The 16,628-nt window shown below is 67.3% G+C and carries 14 protein-coding genes; 7 read left to right on the top strand and 7 right to left on the bottom strand.

The window, feature by feature from the left end; all coding sequences use genetic code 11:
• The first annotated feature begins 192 nt into the window (after window positions 1–192).
• Together ACQR1I_RS18715 and ACQR1I_RS18710 are read left to right on the top strand one after the other, a co-directional pair.
• The gene (locus tag ACQR1I_RS18715; RefSeq protein ID WP_434866027.1) at window positions 193–537 is read left to right on the top strand and encodes a DUF952 domain-containing protein; all 345 of its coding nucleotides are present in this window, start codon (window positions 193–195) and stop codon (window positions 535–537) included.
• Window positions 534–1,628 (top strand): quinone-dependent dihydroorotate dehydrogenase, encoded by a 1,095-nt coding sequence (locus ACQR1I_RS18710; protein WP_434866026.1) that lies wholly within the window; start codon window positions 534–536, stop codon window positions 1,626–1,628. The genes ACQR1I_RS18715 and ACQR1I_RS18710 overlap by 4 nt, the downstream gene beginning before the upstream one ends.
• Window positions 1,629–1,730: 102 nt before the next feature.
• Here the strand turns inward: ACQR1I_RS18710 and ACQR1I_RS18705 are convergent, their stop codons facing one another.
• The 5 genes from ACQR1I_RS18705 to ACQR1I_RS18685 all read right to left on the bottom strand — a co-directional run bounded on the left by ACQR1I_RS18705 (window position 1,731) and on the right by ACQR1I_RS18685 (window position 7,153).
• Window positions 1,731–3,017 carry an MATE family efflux transporter gene (locus ACQR1I_RS18705; RefSeq protein WP_434866622.1) on the bottom strand — a complete coding sequence of 429 codons (1,287 nt, stop codon included), beginning with the start codon at window positions 3,015–3,017 and terminating at the stop codon, window positions 1,731–1,733.
• A gap of 100 nt (window positions 3,018–3,117) precedes the next feature.
• A complete protein-coding gene (locus tag ACQR1I_RS18700; RefSeq protein ID WP_434866025.1) occupies window positions 3,118–3,852 on the bottom strand; it encodes an MBL fold metallo-hydrolase in 735 nt (244 codons plus the stop codon).
• A 13-nt stretch (window positions 3,853–3,865) separates the two neighbouring features.
• Complete coding sequence (locus ACQR1I_RS18695; RefSeq protein WP_434866024.1) at window positions 3,866–4,174, bottom strand: DUF6460 domain-containing protein; 309 nt, start codon at window positions 4,172–4,174, stop codon at window positions 3,866–3,868.
• A 286-nt stretch (window positions 4,175–4,460) separates the two neighbouring features.
• Window positions 4,461–6,119: an ATP-dependent DNA ligase gene (locus tag ACQR1I_RS18690; RefSeq protein WP_434866023.1), complete on the bottom strand. Its 1,659-nt coding sequence runs from the start codon at window positions 6,117–6,119 to the stop codon at window positions 4,461–4,463.
• Entirely contained in the window at window positions 6,116–7,153 is a 1,038-nt protein-coding gene (locus ACQR1I_RS18685) for a ligase-associated DNA damage response exonuclease (protein ID WP_434866621.1), read from the bottom strand. Before ACQR1I_RS18685 ends, ACQR1I_RS18690 begins: the two co-directional genes overlap by 4 nt.
• 153 nt (window positions 7,154–7,306) lie before the next feature.
• On the opposite strand from ACQR1I_RS18685, the gene ACQR1I_RS18680 reads away from it, so the two are divergent.
• The 5 genes from ACQR1I_RS18680 (at window position 7,307) to ACQR1I_RS18660 (ending at window position 14,886) form a co-directional block, all read left to right on the top strand.
• Window positions 7,307–8,233, top strand: a complete 927-nt coding sequence (locus tag ACQR1I_RS18680; RefSeq protein ID WP_434866022.1) for a methyltransferase domain-containing protein — start codon at window positions 7,307–7,309, stop codon at window positions 8,231–8,233.
• 107 nt (window positions 8,234–8,340) lie between these two features.
• Window positions 8,341–9,570, top strand: a complete 1,230-nt coding sequence (locus ACQR1I_RS18675; protein ID WP_434866021.1) for an ABC transporter substrate-binding protein — start codon at window positions 8,341–8,343, stop codon at window positions 9,568–9,570.
• A 1,139-nt stretch (window positions 9,571–10,709) separates the two neighbouring features.
• Window positions 10,710–13,247: a ligase-associated DNA damage response DEXH box helicase gene (locus ACQR1I_RS18670; protein ID WP_434866620.1), complete on the top strand. Its 2,538-nt coding sequence runs from the start codon at window positions 10,710–10,712 to the stop codon at window positions 13,245–13,247.
• 52 nt (window positions 13,248–13,299) lie between these two features.
• Window positions 13,300–13,953 (top strand): ligase-associated DNA damage response endonuclease PdeM, encoded by a 654-nt coding sequence (gene pdeM, locus ACQR1I_RS18665; RefSeq protein ID WP_434866020.1) that lies wholly within the window; start codon window positions 13,300–13,302, stop codon window positions 13,951–13,953.
• Between the two features lie 36 nt (window positions 13,954–13,989).
• Window positions 13,990–14,886 carry a DMT family transporter gene (locus tag ACQR1I_RS18660; protein ID WP_434866019.1) on the top strand — a complete coding sequence of 299 codons (897 nt, stop codon included), beginning with the start codon at window positions 13,990–13,992 and terminating at the stop codon, window positions 14,884–14,886.
• A 20-nt stretch (window positions 14,887–14,906) separates the two neighbouring features.
• Here ACQR1I_RS18660 and ACQR1I_RS18655 read toward each other — a convergent pair whose 3' ends face one another.
• A complete protein-coding gene (locus tag ACQR1I_RS18655) occupies window positions 14,907–15,689 on the bottom strand; it encodes a TIGR02186 family protein (RefSeq protein ID WP_434866018.1) in 783 nt (260 codons plus the stop codon).
• Window positions 15,686–16,612, bottom strand: coding sequence for a sulfite exporter TauE/SafE family protein (locus ACQR1I_RS18650; protein ID WP_434866017.1), 927 nt, complete (start codon window positions 16,610–16,612; stop codon window positions 15,686–15,688). Before ACQR1I_RS18650 ends, ACQR1I_RS18655 begins: the two co-directional genes overlap by 4 nt.
• Window positions 16,613–16,628 lie beyond the last annotated feature (16 nt).

Raw genomic sequence — 16,628 nt, 5'->3', positions numbered from 1 at the left:
CCGAATTGGGTTAATCCTTGCTGAGGAACCCGGTGCGTCCAGCGGAATCCGTGGCGGCATGGACGCAACTGCTGCGCACTGGCATGTGGCGCAGCGGGGCACGCGAGGCTTGAGTTCGACGCCCCCTGCCGATACGGTCGGCCGCATCCCCAGACATCAGCAAACTCAAGCTCCAGCCAGGACCGCGCCAAGGTGCCCAAAATCTACAAAATCTGCTCAGCTTCGGCCTGGCGCGAGGCGGAGCGGCAGGGCGTGTACCGCGGCAGCGCCGACGATCTGCGCGACGGCTTCATCCATTTCTCGACCGCCGCCCAGGTGCCGGAAACCGCGCGGAAGCACTTTTTCGGCCAGAGCGCGCTGTTCCTGGTCGAGGTCGAGGCGGACGCGCTGGGCGATGCGCTGCGCTGGGAGCGTTCGCGCAACGACGAGCTGTTTCCGCATCTCTATGGCGAGCTCGATCTCGGCGCGGTGACGGCCGTTCACCAGATGCACAACCGTGCCGATGGCGGGCACGAGATTCCGGGGCTGGTGCCGTGATCCGCGCCTTCGACCAGCTCTCGCTGCCGCTGCTCCGCTGGCTCGATGCCGAAGATGCGCACCGGCTCGCCATCCAGGGCCTGAAGCTGTTGCCGGCCGTCAAGCCGCGGCAGGACGACGCCAAGCTGGCGGTGCGCGCCTTCGGGCTCAACTTCCCCAACCCGGTCGGCATGGCCGCCGGCTTCGACAAGAACGCCGAGGTGCCGGACGCGCTGCTACGGCTCGGCTTCGGCTTCGTCGAGATCGGCTCGGTCACCCCCCGGCCGCAGAGCGGCAATCCGCGCCCGCGGCTGTTCCGCCTTGAGCGCGACGAGGCGGTCATCAACCGCATGGGCTTCAACAATGACGGCGCCGAGATCGTGCTGCGCCGGCTCGCCGGCCGCGCCAATCAGGGCGGCATCGTCGGCGTCAATGTCGGGGCCAACAAGGATTCCGCCGATCGGGTCGCCGACTACGTCCGGCTGATCGAGACCTTCGCGCCGGTGGCGAGCTATTTCACCGTCAACATCTCCTCGCCGAACACGCCTGGCCTGCGCAACCTGCAGCAGGCCGCGCAGCTCGACGAGTTGCTGTCCAAGGTGCTGGAGGCGCGCGACCGGGTCCGCCGCAAGGCCGGCGACACGCCGGTGCTGCTCAAGATCGCGCCCGATCTCAGCCTCGCCGAGCTCGACGACGTCGTCCATGTCGCGCGCTCGCGCGGCGTCGACGGCATGATCGTGTCGAACACCACGCTCGCCCGGCCCAACAGCCTGCGCGAGCAAATGCGCGCCAAGGAGCAGGGCGGGCTGTCCGGCCGGCCGCTGTTCCGGCTGTCGACGCGCATGGTCGCCGAGACCTTCGTCCGGGTCGAAGGCGCGTTCCCGCTGATCGGCGTCGGCGGCATCGACACCGGCGGCGCCGCGCTGACCAAGATCCGCGCCGGCGCCAGCCTGATCCAGCTCTACTCCTCGCTGGTCTACAAGGGCCTCGGCCTGGTCGAGAGCATCAAGTCCGACCTGACCTCGACCCTGCTGCGCACGGGCCGCGACTCGCTGTCCGAGATCGTCGGCGCCGATGCGGCCACGATCACCGCCGAGGACTGGCCGGTTTAGGGCGCGCGCCAGCGTTGGCAAAGAATGTAGGGTGGGCAAAGCGCAGCGTGCCCACCATTCACACGGCAAGCCGGACGGTGGGCACGCTGCGCTTTGCCCACCCTACGATGTGCCAAACGACATCCTCAGCAGCGCCGGATAGCGTATGGCCTGGAAGCCGCCGCGGGCGGCGTAGAAGCTGAGCATTGCGATCCACAGGCCGGCATTGCCGAAGCCGCGCAGCGCGAACCAGGTGCCGAGGAAGACGATCAGCGCGGCGATCATCAGGTTGCGCATGTCGCGCGCCCAGGTCGCACCGATATAGACGCCGTCGAACGCAAAGGCGAACACCGACAGCAGCGGCGAGGCGACCACGAACGGCAGATAGTCGCGCGCGGCGCTGCGCACGGCGGCGCTCGACGTCATCACGTCGATCAGAACAGGCCCGAGCAACACGAATACGACGGCGACGGCCAGCGCGAAGCCGAACCCCCAGATCAGCACCAGCCTTGTGGCACCGGCGAAGGCATCTCTGTTGCGAGCGCCAAAAGCGTAGCCGCAGAGCTGCTCGGCGGCATTGGCGAGCCCGTCGAGGAAGAACGCCGCCACCAGCAGGAAGTTGTTCAGCACCGCGTTCGCCGCGAGCGTGGTGTCGCCGGCACGCGCACCCTGCGAGGTGAAGAACAGGAACGCCACTATCATCGCCGCGGTCCGGATCATGATGTCGCGGTTGACCGCCATCATGTGCATCAGCTTGACGCGGTCGAACAGCAGCGGCAGCGACAGGCCGTCCGTCGTCTTGACCAGCCGGCGGGCCAGCACCAGGCCGATCGCCACGCCGACGGCCTCCGCGAGCAGCGCGGCGATCGCCGCCCCTGCAATGCCGGCTTCGAGCACCTGCACCAGCAGAACGGTTGCAGCCATGTTGATCAGGTTGATCGCGACCTGAACCGCAAGCGCCAACCTCGCGCGTGCCAATCCGACCAGCCAGCCGAGCAGCACGTAGTTGGCGAGCGCCAGCGGTGCCGACCAGATCCGGATCACGAAATAGCTGTGCGCGGCGCCGAGCACTGCATCGCTGCCGCCCATCAGCTCGAAGATGATCGTGGCCAGCGGCGCCTGCAGCGCGATCAGGGCGATGCCGATCAGCGCGGCGAGCGCGAGGCCGCGGATCAGCACCCTCAGGATCTCGTCGCTTTCGCCGGCGCCGAGCGACTGGGCGGTGAAGGCCAGCGTGCTGGCGCGCAGGAAGGCGAACAGCCAGAATAGGCAGTCGAAGATCACCGAGGCCATCGCGACGCCGCCGAGCATGGCGGCCTCGCCGAGCCGCCCGATCGCGGTGGTCGAGACGATGCCGATCAACGGCGTGGTCAGATTGGCGATCATCGCGGGACCCGCGATGTCGAACACCTGCGCTGACGTGACTTTGGCTGAAGCGGTCAAGGGCGGCCCGTGGCATGCGCGCGGTGGCCGCGCGTCGACGTTCTTAGCCGGCTTCTGTGCTGGCGAGCTAGATCTCGACGCTCATGCCGTCATGCGCGGTCATGTGAGCGATCTGGTCGCGCCGCCGCAGCATGTCGTCGCCCATATGGGTCAGCACCAGCCGCTTCGGCCGGATGTCGGCGAGATGGGCCTCGAGCGCCGCGAGGCTGAGATGGTTCTTCACCGGCTTGTCGAACGTATAGGCTTCCGCGACGAACAGGTCGGCATCGCGGCCGAGCGGGATCAGGCTGTCAGTCCATTCGGTGTCGGCCGAATAGGCGACCACGCGACTCTCGGCCTTGATGCGGTAGCCGAGAAACGGCCCGCCGGAATTGCCATGCACGACGGCATAGGGCGTCACCGCGATCTCGCCGAAATGCGTCGTCGCCTCCGCCTGCAGTTCGACGACAGAGAGCTCGAACTTGCGCGGCGTCGCGGAGGAATGCTCGAACAGCGCCTCCATCACCTGCGCCAGCCGCACCGCGATGCCCGCGGGCCCGGCGATGACCAGCGGCTGCGTCCGCCGCGAGAACTGGGCGTCGAGCAGCAGGAACGGCAGGCCGGCGAAATGATCGCCATGGAAATGCGTGATCAGGATCAGCGCGACGTCGTCGCAGGCGATGCCGAGCCGCTTCAGCGCCGGCAGCGACGACGCGCCGCAGTCGATCAACAGATTGGTATGCTCGCCCGTGAGGTGAAAGCAGGTGTTGACCCGGCCGCCCGAGCCGAACGCGTCACCGCAGCCGACGAAGCGGAGCTGCATCAGCTGCGGTCCGCTAGCGGCCGCGCGGAGCAAACAGCCGCGACAGGAACCAGATCGGGATCACGATCACGGCGCCGAGCAGGAAGTAGCGCCACAGCCAGTTGAAGGCGTCGAAGCCGAGCTCGTAGAGCCGGATGAACAACAGCCGGATGCTGTGCAGGATGTTCAGCGGATCGAAGCCGATCGCCGACAGCACCACGCCGACCAGGATCGACAGCAGGATCAGCCGGAACGCCACCGCGACCGGCGAGCCGCCGAGAAAGCGATACAGGCCATCCGAGCTGCGGGCGCGGGCCGGATAGTCCCTGATGTCGTTCGACATGTCATCGTCTCCAGGCGGGTTCGTCGGATTCGCAAGCCCGACTATAAAGCACGGCAGGGCAGGTGGGGAACCCGCCTCGGCGGCGCAAGCTGGTTACTGGCATTTAATGTTCCCGCTGCGGCGCTCGCCTTCTGGTTTCACCGTTGCGCCGTAATGCCAAACATCGTCATGGCCGGGCTTGACCCGGCCATCCATCTCGCGAAAGGGGATGGATGCCCGGGTCAAGCCCGGGCATGACGAGCAACAAATTGTCACCCCCATTTGTGTCGAGAACTGTGAGTCATCCTCACCCCGCCGCCTCGCTCTTTAGCATGCGCTCCAGCGTCTCCAGGCGGTCGGCGTCGCGCGGCGGCTTGTCCCAGCGGAGGCGGCTGATGCGCGGGAAGCGCATTGCGATACCGGATTTGTGCCGTGGCGAGCGCTGCAGCCCCTCGAAGGCGACCTCCAGCACCAGGCCCTGCTCGGGCTCGTGCACGACATGCCTGACGGGACCGAACTTCTCGGTCGTGTTGCGGCGGACGAAACGGTCGATCTGCAAGAGTTCCTCATCGGTGAAACCGAAATAGGCCTTGCCGACCGGCACGAGCTGGTCGCCGGCCTCGCCCGCCGTCCACACACCGAACGTGTAGTCGGAGTAGTAGGACGAGCGCTTGCCGTGGCCGCGCTGCGCATACATCAGCACGGCGTCGATGATGTGCGGATCGTGCTTCCACTTCCACCATTGTCCCTTCGGGCGGCCCGGCAGATACAGCGCGTCGCGCCGCTTCAGCATCACGCCCTCGACCGCTTCGGCATCGTCGCCGGCGCCGGCCGAGGCGGGATTGGCGCGCGCCGCCTTCAACTCGTCCCAGCTGGAGAAAGTGATCGTGGGCGACAGATCGACGCGCGGATCATCCAGCCGCTTGATGAACCATTCCAGCTTCACGCGCCGCTCGGCAAACGGCAGTTCGCGCAGATCGTTGTCCTCGTCACCGAGCAGGTCATAGGCGCGCAGATGGATCGGATAGTCCTTCATCAGCTTCGGCGACACCGTCTTGCGGTTCAGCCGCTGCTGCAGCACGTTGAAGCTCTGCACGCGCTGATCGCGCACCACCAGCAGCTCGCCGTCGAGCGCGCCCGGCAGATGCAGCGAGGGCAGCAGTTCCGGGAAGCTCCCGGTGATGTCCTCGCCGCTGCGCGAATACAGCCGCGTCACGACGCGGCCGCCGGCCTCGCGCCCGCTCACCGCCTGCACGCGGATGCCGTCCCATTTCCATTCGGCGATGTAGTTGGCCGCATCCATGCTCGCGAAGTCGCTGTCCTCGACGGCATGCGCGAGCATGACCGGGCGGAACGGCGCGGGATCGCGATTGACCGGCTTGTCGCCGCGGCCTTCGAGCCAGGCGAACAGATCGAGATAGGGCGGCGACAGGCCCGGCCAGATCAGCTCGACGTCGTGCGGGTCCTTAGTCCCGAGCGCGGCGGCCGCGGTCTTGGCGAGACGCGCCGATATGCCGATGCGCAAGGCGCCGGTGACGAGCTTCAACAGCGCCCAGCGCCCGGTCTCGTCGAGCTCGTCCAGCCATTGCGCCAACTGCTTGGGCATCTCGGTCTTGCCGAGCGTGCGCAGCGTGGTGACGACGTCAGTGAGCGTCGGGGGCGGAGGGTTGTTGTGGCCGGATGCAGGCGGCGCCGCCTTCGGCCACATCAGCGCGACAGTCTCGGAGAGATCCCCCACATAATCATACGACAGCGCGAACAGCACCGGGTCGGTGCGCGCAGCAATAAGGTCGCGGATCAGCGCCGGTTTGGCGTGCTTGAACGACAGCGCGCCGGTCAGTGCGCCCAGCGCGTAGCCGCGATCGGGATCGGCGACCTCGCGGAAATACGACGTCAGCAGGCGCAGCTTGTTGTTGCGGCCGGGCTCATAGGCGAGGCGGTCGAGCAGCTCGGCGAAGCGGTTCATGCCTCCGCGTCCTCCGTGGCGACCACCTCGCTCTCCTCCTCGTCGCCATAGCCGACGAGATCGAGCGGCCGCGCCGCAAGGCCCGTGGCTTTGCACCAATGCACCAGCGCGTCCTCCTGGCCGTGCGTGACCCAGATCTCGCCGGCGCCGGTCGCCGCGATGGTCGCGGTGAGCCCGTCCCAATCGGCGTGATCGGAGATGACCAGCGGCAGCTCGACGCCGCGCTGCCGCGCGCGGGCGCGCACCCGCATCCATCCCGACGCGAAGGCGGTGACCGGATCAGGAAAGCGCCGCGTCCACAGGTCGGACGTCGCGCTCGGCGGCGCGAGCGTGATGGTGCCGGCGAGCTCGGCCTTCTTGACGCCCTTGACCGGCCGGAGCTCGCCGAGCGCGATGCCCTTGTCCTGGTAGTAGCGCGTGATCTTCTCCATCGCGCCATGCAGATAGATCGGGGCGTCATAGCCGGCCTCGCGGATCAGCGCGATCACGCGCTGCGCCTTGCCGAGCGAGTAGGCGCCGACCAGATGCGCGCGCTCAGGAAACAGCGCCACCGAGGCGAGCAGCTTGTCGACCTCATGGGCTGCATCGCCGTGCCGGAACACCGGCAGGCCGAACGTCGCCTCGGTGATGAAGACGTCGCATGGCACCAGCTCGAACGGCGCGCAGGTCGGATCGCGCGCATCCTTGTAGTCGCCGGACGCCACGATGCAGGTGCCCCCTGACGACACCTTGATCTGCGCTGAGCCGAGCACGTGCCCGGCCGGGTGAAAGCTGACGGTGACGTCGCCGAGCTTGATCGCCTCGCCATAGCCGATCGCCTGCGTCGAGCCCGCAAAATTCTCGCCATAGCGCAGCCGCATGATGTCGAGCGTCTCCTGCGTCGCCAGCACCGCGCCGTGGCCGGCGCGGGCATGGTCGGAATGGCCATGGGTGATCAGCGCCCGCTCGACCGGGCGCACGGGATCGATGTGGAAGCCGCCGGCCTTGCAGCACAGGCCTGAGGGAACGGGCATCAGGATGTCTTGCGGACGCATGCAGCTCATATAGGTCTCGCGTTGGAAAATTCAGCCGGCTCCACCCACCCCCCGTCATGCGCGGGCTTGACCCGCGCATCCATCTGCTGGAATGACTCGTTCGATGATGGATGGCCGGGTCAAGCCCGGCCATGACGACCCCGTGGTTCCAAGATGCCCCACCGCCTGTTCCTCTCCTCCGGCGACCTGATCGCCGACCGCCGCTACGAGTTCGCCCGCGACCTGCAATTAAAGGGCGATCTGGCCGCTGCCGCCGAGGTGATGGAGCAGGCGATCGAGGTCGCGCCCACATTCGCCTCGGCGTGGTTCGAGCTGGGCCAGATCAGGATCGCGCTCGGCGAAACCGACAAGGCCATCGCCGCCTTCCAGAACGCGGTTGCCGCCGATCCGGATGACCGTCACGGCGCCGGCGTGCGGTTGATGCAGCTCGGCGCGGCGCCGCTCTCGGATATGCCCAAGGCCTATGTGCAGTCGCTGTTCGACCAATATGCGCCGCGCTTCGAGGCCGAGCTGATCGAGCGGCTCAGCTACCGGGCGCCCGCGATCCTGTTCAAGGCGGTGCTGGCGGTGCGTGCCGCCGAGAAGAAGCCGGCCTATTTCAAGCGCGGCATCGATCTCGGCTGCGGCACCGGCCTTGGCGCCGCGGCGTTCGCCGCGAACGTCGACAGCTTCACCGGCATCGATCTGTCGGAGGGCATGATCGCGCAGGCGCGCGCCACCGGCCTCTATGCCGAGCTCGAGGTCCACGACATGACGGCAGGGCTGCGCCGCCAGGGCGATGCCTCGGCCGACCTCGTTCTCGCTGCGGATGCGATGGTCTATGTCGGCGATCTCGCCCCGGTGCTGCACGAGGCGTCGCGCGTGCTGACATCAGGCGGCCTGCTGACATTTACCGTCGAGACGCATGATGGCGACGGTGTGATCATGGGCAAGGGTTTGCGCTATGCCCATGGTGCGGAATATATCCGCCGCGCCCTGGCCGATGCCGGCTTGAAGCCTTTGCATCTCGCGCCGGCCTCGCCGCGCACCGAGGATCAGCAGCCGGTGCGCGGGCTGGCCGTGGTCGCCGCCCGGACTTGAGTCTACACGCTATTGAATGCGCTGCACGCGCCCGCAATGCGGCAACTTCGCTCTTGCCGCGCGCCTCCCGATGCCAAAAAATGCGTCGATCCAGGGAGGAACAACGAATGAAAAACAATCTGACCCGGCGCGGCTTCTGCGCCACCGCGCTCGCGACCTTGGGTGCGTCGACCATCGCGTCGCCTTACGTCTGGGCGGCGGAGAAGAAGTACGATGCCGGAGCCAGCGATACCGAGATCAAGATCGGCCAGACCATTCCGCATTCCGGTCCCGGCTCGCTCTATGGCGTGCTCGGCCGGGTCGGCGAGGCCTATTTCCAGATGCTCAACGAGCAGGGCGGCATCAACGGCCGCAAGGTCAAGTTCCTGACCATGGACGACGCCTACAGCGCGCCGAAATGCGTCGAGGCGACGCGGCGGCTGGTCGAGCAGGACGAGGTGCTGGCGCTGTACGGCTCGCTCGGCACCGCGCCGCAGACCGCCGTGCACAAATATCTCAATTCCAAGGGCGTGCCGCAGCTGATGCTCAACACCGGCGCCTCGAAATGGAACGATCCGAAGAACTACAAATGGACCATGGCCGGCCTGCCGCTGTATCCGACAGAGGCGCGCATTCTCGCCAAGCACGTGCTGAGCGTGAAGCCGGAGGCCAAGGTCGGCATTCTCTATCAGAACGACGATTTCGGCCGCGACTTCCTGGGTCCCTTCAAGAAGGTGCTGGCCGATGCCGGCGGCAAGGCCCAGGTGATCATGGAGCAGACCTATGATCTCACCGAGCCGACGGTCGACTCGCAGCTGATCAACCTGTCGAAGTCGGGCGCCGATGTGTTCTACAACATCTCGACCGGCAAGGCGTCGTCGCAGTCGATCCGGAAGGTCGCCGAGCTCGGCTGGAAGCCGCTGCAGCTGCTGTCCGCCGGCTCGACCGGCCGCTCGATCCTGTCGGCCGCGGGCCTCGAGAACGCCAAGGACATCGTCGCCATCCGCTATTCCAAGGACGCCGGCGTGCCGCAATGGAAGGACGATCCCGACGTCAAGGGCTTCGAGGCCTTGCGCGCCAAGTACCTGCCCAACATCGATCCCGACAACACCATCGCCTATGCCGGCTACGGCCAGGCGGTGTCGATGGGCGAGATCCTGCGCCGCTGCGGCGACACGCTGACCCGCGAGAACGTGCTCAAGCACGCCACCACCTTGGCCGGCTTCCACTCGCCCTTCTTCCTCGACGGCGTCAACTTCGCCTACACGCCCGACGACTACACGCCGATGAAGACGCTCTACATCTCGATCTTCGACGGCAAGGACTGGAGCATCTCCGAGAAGCCGATGACGGAGTAGGGCTGTCGTCCGCTGCCGGTTTGAGCCGCAACATCTCCCCGACGACGCTGCGCTCCCCTCCCCCGACCGGCAAGCGCGCAGCGTTTGCCGGTTGCGGGGAGGGGTCGGGGGTGGGGGGGCCACGAGTCCTGCACCCTGCGATGAGAATTGCACCTCCAGCCGACGTTCCGGGCAACGACGACGCTGCTCGACGGGCAAAGATCCCTGAAGGCGGCAGTGCGCTTAAACGAGCGTCCGTGCGTGCTGTCCCCCACCCCCGACCCCTCCCCGCAGCCACAATCGCTGCGCGATTGCGGCCGGGGGAGGGGAGTGCACCGGCGTCGGGGGATACGTGTGTTTCCGTAATAAAGAAATCTATTGCGCTTTTTCAGAACACATGATTATATCCCGCCATCCCGTCCCAAGCCGAGGGGCGTTGCGCGCGATCGTCACGACACGCGGGGCGGGGAGCGGTGGCCGCCGAGATGCCGTAGCGTGAGCGAAGGCTTGCGCGGACGAACGGTGTGCGGCGGACGCGAAGTCGTGTGGTCCTGGCCTCCCGGTGCCGAGGTCAAGTGGATGTCAGCGCGGATGTGCTGCATCGGCGACGGGGTCAATCAGCCGGTCCCCGGGGAGAGCACGAAAGAAGCGTGAAGACCACCGCGCAGGGAAGGCCGGGCGTGCCCGGCTGCACCTGTGGTTCTGCCGCCTGCATTTTTTTCGCAGGCGGGCCGCAGGCGTCAGCCGACGCCTGGCCTTCCCTGCGCCCTCTGCAATTTGGAGGGGCATGCCGATGCATCACTCGGGCGTTATCAGCCGCGAGATCGTGGATGCTTGTTCAGGCTGTTGAGATATGCGGATGAAACGACCACCCGCGGTGATCAAACTCGATGTCGTCCCGGGCAAGCCACGAGCACGCGACAGCGTGATCGTGGCGCCGACCCGGGATCCATACGCCGCGGCGGATGTGATGGGCAAAAAGCCAATCGCCAGCGTGCCTCAAACCGCTCCCTGGGGGTATGGGTCCCGGCGTTCGCCGGGACGACGGCGAAAGTTGATGACGCGGTGGTGCGCCCGATGAATGCTCCAAAACGTGAGGTCTCGCTGCAGCGGCTGCGTCCTCCCTCGACGAACCACCTATGACTGCCTACCTTCCCCCGGTGCCGCCCCGCATCCGACCAGCCCCGTCCGACGACACCGCCGCGCTGCCTGACCATTTCACCAAATGGTTCGCGGCGCGCGGCTGGGCGCCGCGGTCGCATCAGCTGGCGCTGCTGGAGAAGGCGCGGGCGCGGCGCTCGGCGCTGCTGATTGCGCCGACCGGCGCCGGCAAGACGCTGGCCGGGTTCCTTCCGACCCTCGTGGAGCTCGGACAAAAGCCTGCGGCGAGGTCCGTCGCCCGGCCTGCCGGACTGCACACGCTCTACATCTCGCCGCTGAAGGCGCTCGCGGTCGACATCGCGCGCAATCTCGAGGCGCCGATCTCCGAGATGGCGCTGCCGATCAAGGTCGAGACCCGCACCGGCGACACGCCGGCCTCCCGCAAGCAGCGGCAGCGCCGCTATCCGCCGGACATCCTGCTGACGACGCCCGAGCAGCTGGCCCTGCTGCTCTCGTCGGACGACGCGCCATTTCTGTTTTCGTCGCTGAGGCGCGTCGTGCTCGACGAGCTGCATGCGCTCGTCACATCCAAGCGCGGCGATCTCCTGTCGCTCGCGCTGGCGCGGCTGTGGCGGCTTGCGCCTGACATGCGCATGATCGGGCTGTCGGCCACGGTGGCCGAGCCGGAGCAGATCGCGCGGTTTCTGGTGCCGCAGCCGGGCGGCGCGACCGAAAGCGCCGATCTGGTCGTCGCCGGCGGCGCCGCGCAGCCGGTGGTCGAGATGCTGGACACGCGCGAGCGGCTGCCCTGGGCCGGGCACACCGCACGCCATGCGCTCGCCGAGATGTACGAGCTGATCAAGGCCAACAAGACCACGCTGGTGTTCGTCAACACCCGCAGCCAGGCCGAGATGCTGTTCCAGGAGTTCTGGCGCATCAACGACGACAACCTCGCCATCGCTCTGCATCACGGCTCGCTCGACGTCGCGCAGCGCCGCAAGGTCGAGGACGCGATGGCCGCGGGCCGATTGCGTGGCGTGGTCTGCACGTCGTCGCTCGATCTCGGCGTCGACTGGGGCGACGTCGATCTCGTCATCAATGTCGGCGCCCCCAAAGGCTGCTCGCGGTTGATGCAGCGCATCGGCCGCGCCAATCACCGGCTCGATGAGGCGTCGCGCGCGGTGCTGGTGCCGGCCAACCGCTTCGAGGTTCTGGAATGCTCGGTCGCGATCGACGCCATCGCCGACAATGCGCAGGACACGCCACCGTTGCGCACCGGCGCGCTCGACGTCTTGGCGCAGCACGTGCTCGGCTGCGCCTGCGGCGAGCCGTTCCTGAGTGACGAGCTCTATGCCGAGGTGATCACCGCCGCGCCCTATGCGACGCTGTCGCGCGCCGATTTCGATGACGTCGTCGACTTCGTCGCATCAGGCGGCTACGCGCTGAAGACCTATGAGCGGTTCGCGCGCATCAAGCAGGACGCCAAAGGCCGCTGGCGGGTCACCAATCCCAAGGTGCGGCAGAGCTATCGCTTGAACGTCGGCACGATCGTGGAAGAGGCGATGCTGAAGGTGCGGCTGGTGCGTTCGCGCGGCGGCGGCACCGGATCGACAGGTGTGATCGCGCGCGGCGGCCGGCTGCTCGGCGAGATCGAGGAGTACTTCATCGAAGGCCTGACGCCCGGCGACACTTTCGTGTTCGGCGGCGAGATCGTGCGTTACGAGACGCTCGCCGAGGATCAGGTGTATGTCTCGCGCGCCAACGACAGCGATCCCAAGGTGCCGTCCTACATGGGCGGCAAGTTCCCGCTGTCGACCTATCTCGCCGAGCGCGTGCGCGGCCTGCTCGATGATAACAGCGCCTGGTCGCAACTGCCCGTGCAGGTACGCGACTGGCTGGCGCTGCAGAAGGACGTATCGCGCATCCCGGCGCGCCGCGAGCTGCTGGTGGAAACCTTTCCGCGCTCGAATAAGCACTACATCGTCTGCTATCCGTTCGAGGGCCGGCTCGCGCATCAGACGCTCGGCATGCTCTTGACGCGCCGGCTGGAGCGGGCGCGTGCGCGGCCGCTCGGCTTCGTCGCCAACGAATATGCGCTCGCGGTGTGGGGGCTCGGCGACATGTCGCTGATGGTGAGCCAAGGCCGTCTCGATCTCGCCGCTTTGTTCGATCCGGACATGCTCGGCGACGATCTCGAAGCCTGGCTCGCTGAATCCGCGCTGATGAAGCGCACCTTTCGTTCGTGCGCGATCATCTCCGGCCTAATCGCGCGGCGTTCGACCACGGAGGAAAAGACGCGGCGCCAGGTGCTGTTCTCGACCGATCTCGTCTACGACGTGCTGCGCCGGCACCAGCCGGATCACATGCTGTTGCGCGCGGCGCGCGCCGACGCCGCCACCGGCCTGCTCGATCTGCGCCGCCTGGGTGATATGCTCACGCGGATCGCGGGCCGAATCACCCATCGCCCGCTCGATCGCGTCTCGCCCTTGGCGGTGCCGGTGATGCTGGAAATCGGCCGCGAATCCGTCTATGGCGAGGCCGCCGACGAGCTCCTGGCGGAAGCCGCCGAGGAACTCGTCAAGGAGGCGATGGGGTAGGCTGGAAAGGGCGAGGCGGACTTTGCGGGGGACACTTTGCGCATCGGGCCTGATGAGCGTCGCCGGCACCGCGCTGCGCGCCGATCTCTCGGGCGCGCTGGTGTGGGACGAGCAGCGCCTGCTCGTCGTCTCCGACCTGCATCTTGAGAAGGGCTCGAGCTACGCCGCACGCGGCACCCTGCTGCCGCCGTTCGACACGGTGGCCACGCTGCGCCGTCTGGCCGCCGTCGTCGCGCACTACGAGCCGCGCCTCGTGATCGCGCTGGGCGACAGCTTCCATGATCGTGATGCGCATACCCGTCTCACCGGCGACGACCGCGCCGCGATCGCCAATCTGCAGGTCGGCCGCGACTGGGTGTGGATCACCGGCAATCACGATCCGGCGCCGCATGGCATCGGCGGCGAGGTCGCCGACGAAGTCGTGATCGGCGCGGTGACGTTCCGCCACGAGCCGACCGGCGCGCTCGGCGAGATCGCCGGACATCTGCATCCCAAGGCGCGGGTGGCGACGCGGGCGCGCACCTTGGAGCGGCGCTGCTTCGTCTCCGACGGCGAGCGCGCCGTGATGCCGGCGTTCGGCGCCTATGCGGGGGGCTTGAGCGTGCGCGACGCCGCGTTCGCAAAACTGTTTCCGAAGCGCGCCTTCATCGCCCACGTGCTTGGCGACACCCGGCTGCACAGCATCGCTGCGGCGAGGTGTTATTAGTTGCGGAGCCTCGTTACGAGCAGCAGGCAGGTGGTCATGTCCCGCGTCACGCCGAACCTGCTGCCGCTCGAGATCGGCCTGTTCTGCCTGCTGTGGAGCTTCGCCTTCGTCGCCGGCAAGATCGGCGTGACCTATTGCCCGCCGCTGCTGCTGCTCGCGGCGCGGTTCTCGCTCGCCGGCCTCCTCATCCTGATCATTCCCGCGATCAGCGGCCAGCTGCGCATGAGCTGGCGCGATGCGGCCGTGTTCGCGATCATCGGCATCGCCAACAATGCGCTCTATCTCGGCCTGGGCTACACGGGCCTGCAGACGGTGTCGGCCGGGCTCGGCGGCCTGATCGTCTCGGCCAATCCGGTGTTCACGGCGGTGTTCGCCGCGCTGCTGCTCGGCGAACCCTTGACCTTGCGCAAGGTCGCGGGGCTCGCGCTCGGCATCATCGGCGTCACCATGATCGTCTGGCACCGCATGGCGGTCGGCACCGATCATCTGGAAGGCATCCTCTATACGCTGGCGGCGTTGGCCTCGATGGTCACCGGCACCATCCTGTTCAAGCAGCTCGCGCCGCAGGGCAGCCTGTGGGTCGGCAACGGCATCCAGAACCTCTCCGCCGGCCTCGTGCTGTGGCCAGTCGCGCTCGGCGTCTCCAGCGTTCACGACGTTGTACCGAATGCGCAGCTGATCGGCGCGTTCGCCTTCCTGGTGCTCGGCGGCTCGATCCTGGCCTACGTCATCTGGTTCCACCTGCTGAAGGTCTGCGGTGCCACCGCCGCCAGCGCCTATCATTTCGTGATGCCGCCGCTGGCGATGATCTTTGCCTTCCTGGTGCTCGGCGAGCACGTGGCGCTGCAGGACCTGCTCGGCGTCATTCCGGTTGCGATCGGCATCTTTCTTGTGACGCGTGCGCCGGCGGCGACGGCGGAGGTCGCGCCATGAGTGCGCGCTTGGCGAGCGCGCTAATCCCTTCGGAACACGATCGAGGCCATCCATCCCGTCATCAGCGCCATCACCGTGGTGACGAGGCCATAGACGAAGCCGTTCTGTCGAGCCGAGGCGGCGACGAACTGCTCGAAGCCGACCTTGACGATCTCGAACGCGGTCTCGGTCTTGGTGACGAGCGCACCATCGGCGAGCAGCTTGATCTCGATCTCATAGGTGCCGATCGGGACCGCCGCGGGCAGCGGGATGCCGGTGCGGAACAAAGTCGGGGTCAGGAACGTCACCGCCGACGTATCCTCGCGGTACAGGCCGTGCTGCGACTGCAGCCGCACGAAGGCGCTGCGGAAGACGTCGTTGGGGACGACGTCGGCATAGTCGGGGCCGACGCGCTGGGTCAGCAGCACGTTGGTCAGGCCGAGCTGCTGCCGCCGCTGCACCTCGGGCGCGGCCATCGCATCGAACGGCCGGTTGGCGAACAGTGCCAGATAGCCCGGCACCTTCAGGAATTGCCGCGAGTCGGTGTTGATCCAGATGCCGAATTTGCGCTCCTTGCGCCGCGTCACCATGTCGGCGCGGGGCCCTCGGACGGTGACCACGAGATCGTAGCTGGTGCGGCCCGGCGGGGTCTGCGCGTCCTTCTCGACCGAGCCGAACAGCACCAGCTCCTCGCCGGAATAGTTCGGCGTCACCGTGACGCGGTGGTTGGAGACGGAGGCGATCAGTCGCTCGGCGCGCGCCGGCGCGGCTGCGGTGAGCATCAGCAGCAGCAATGTCGTGCTGATGAAACGCAGCGGCGTCATTGGCTCATCTCGGTCTCGCGGATCGTGAACAGGTCGGCGGGCCGGATCACGAGCTCGAACGCGAAGCGGATGCCGACGGCGAGGATCAGCAGCCCCAGCAGCAGCCGCAGCTGCTCGCCGCGGATCATCTGTCCGGCGCGGGCGCCGAACTGCGCGCCGGTGACGCCGCCGACCATCAGGATCAGCGCCAGCACGGCGTCGACCAGATGGTTGCTCATGGCGTGCAGCATGGTCGCGATCATCATGGTGGCGAGCGTCAGCACCATCGAGGTGCCGATCACGGTCGAGGTCGGCACGCGCAGCAGATAGATCAGCAGAGGCACCAGAATGAAGCCGCCGCCGATGCCCATGACGGCGCCGAGGAAGCCGATCAGGAGGCCGATGCCGATGACGGGGATGACGGAGACGTAGATCTTGGAGCGCTTGAACCGCATCTTCAGCGGCAGGCCATGGATCCAGACATGACTGCCGGGCCGGCGCACCGTGGCGGCGGCGCCCTGGCGCGCCCGCAGCATCGCGCGCAGGCCTTCCCAGAACATCATGCCGCCGACGCTGGTCAGCAGCGCGACATAGGACAGCGCGATCATCAGGTCGAGCTGGCCGAGCGAGCGCAGCAGGGTGAAGGTGGAGACGCCGAGCGCGGTGCCCAGCGTGCCGCCGATCATCAGCACCAGCGCCAGCGACGGATCGATGGCGCGCCGCCGCCAATAGGACAGCGCGCCGGAGAACGACGAGGCGGCGATGTGGCTGGAGACCGAGGCGACGGCGACCGCCGGCGTGATGCCGACGAAGATCAAGAGCGGCGTCATCAGGAAGCCGCCGCCGATGCCGAACATGCCCGACACGAAGCCGACCGCCGCTCCCATGGCGAGCAGCAGGAAGATGTTGACCGGGATGTCGGCGATGGGGAGGTAGATCTGCATCCGCGCGGTCCTGCGA

The sequence above is a fragment of the Bradyrhizobium sp. HKCCYLS2038 genome, assembly GCF_051167655.1.
Taxonomy (GTDB): Bacteria; Pseudomonadota; Alphaproteobacteria; order Rhizobiales; family Xanthobacteraceae; genus Bradyrhizobium.
Note: the sequence above shows the minus strand (reverse complement) of the source record. Positions and strands in the feature narration are given on the sequence as shown.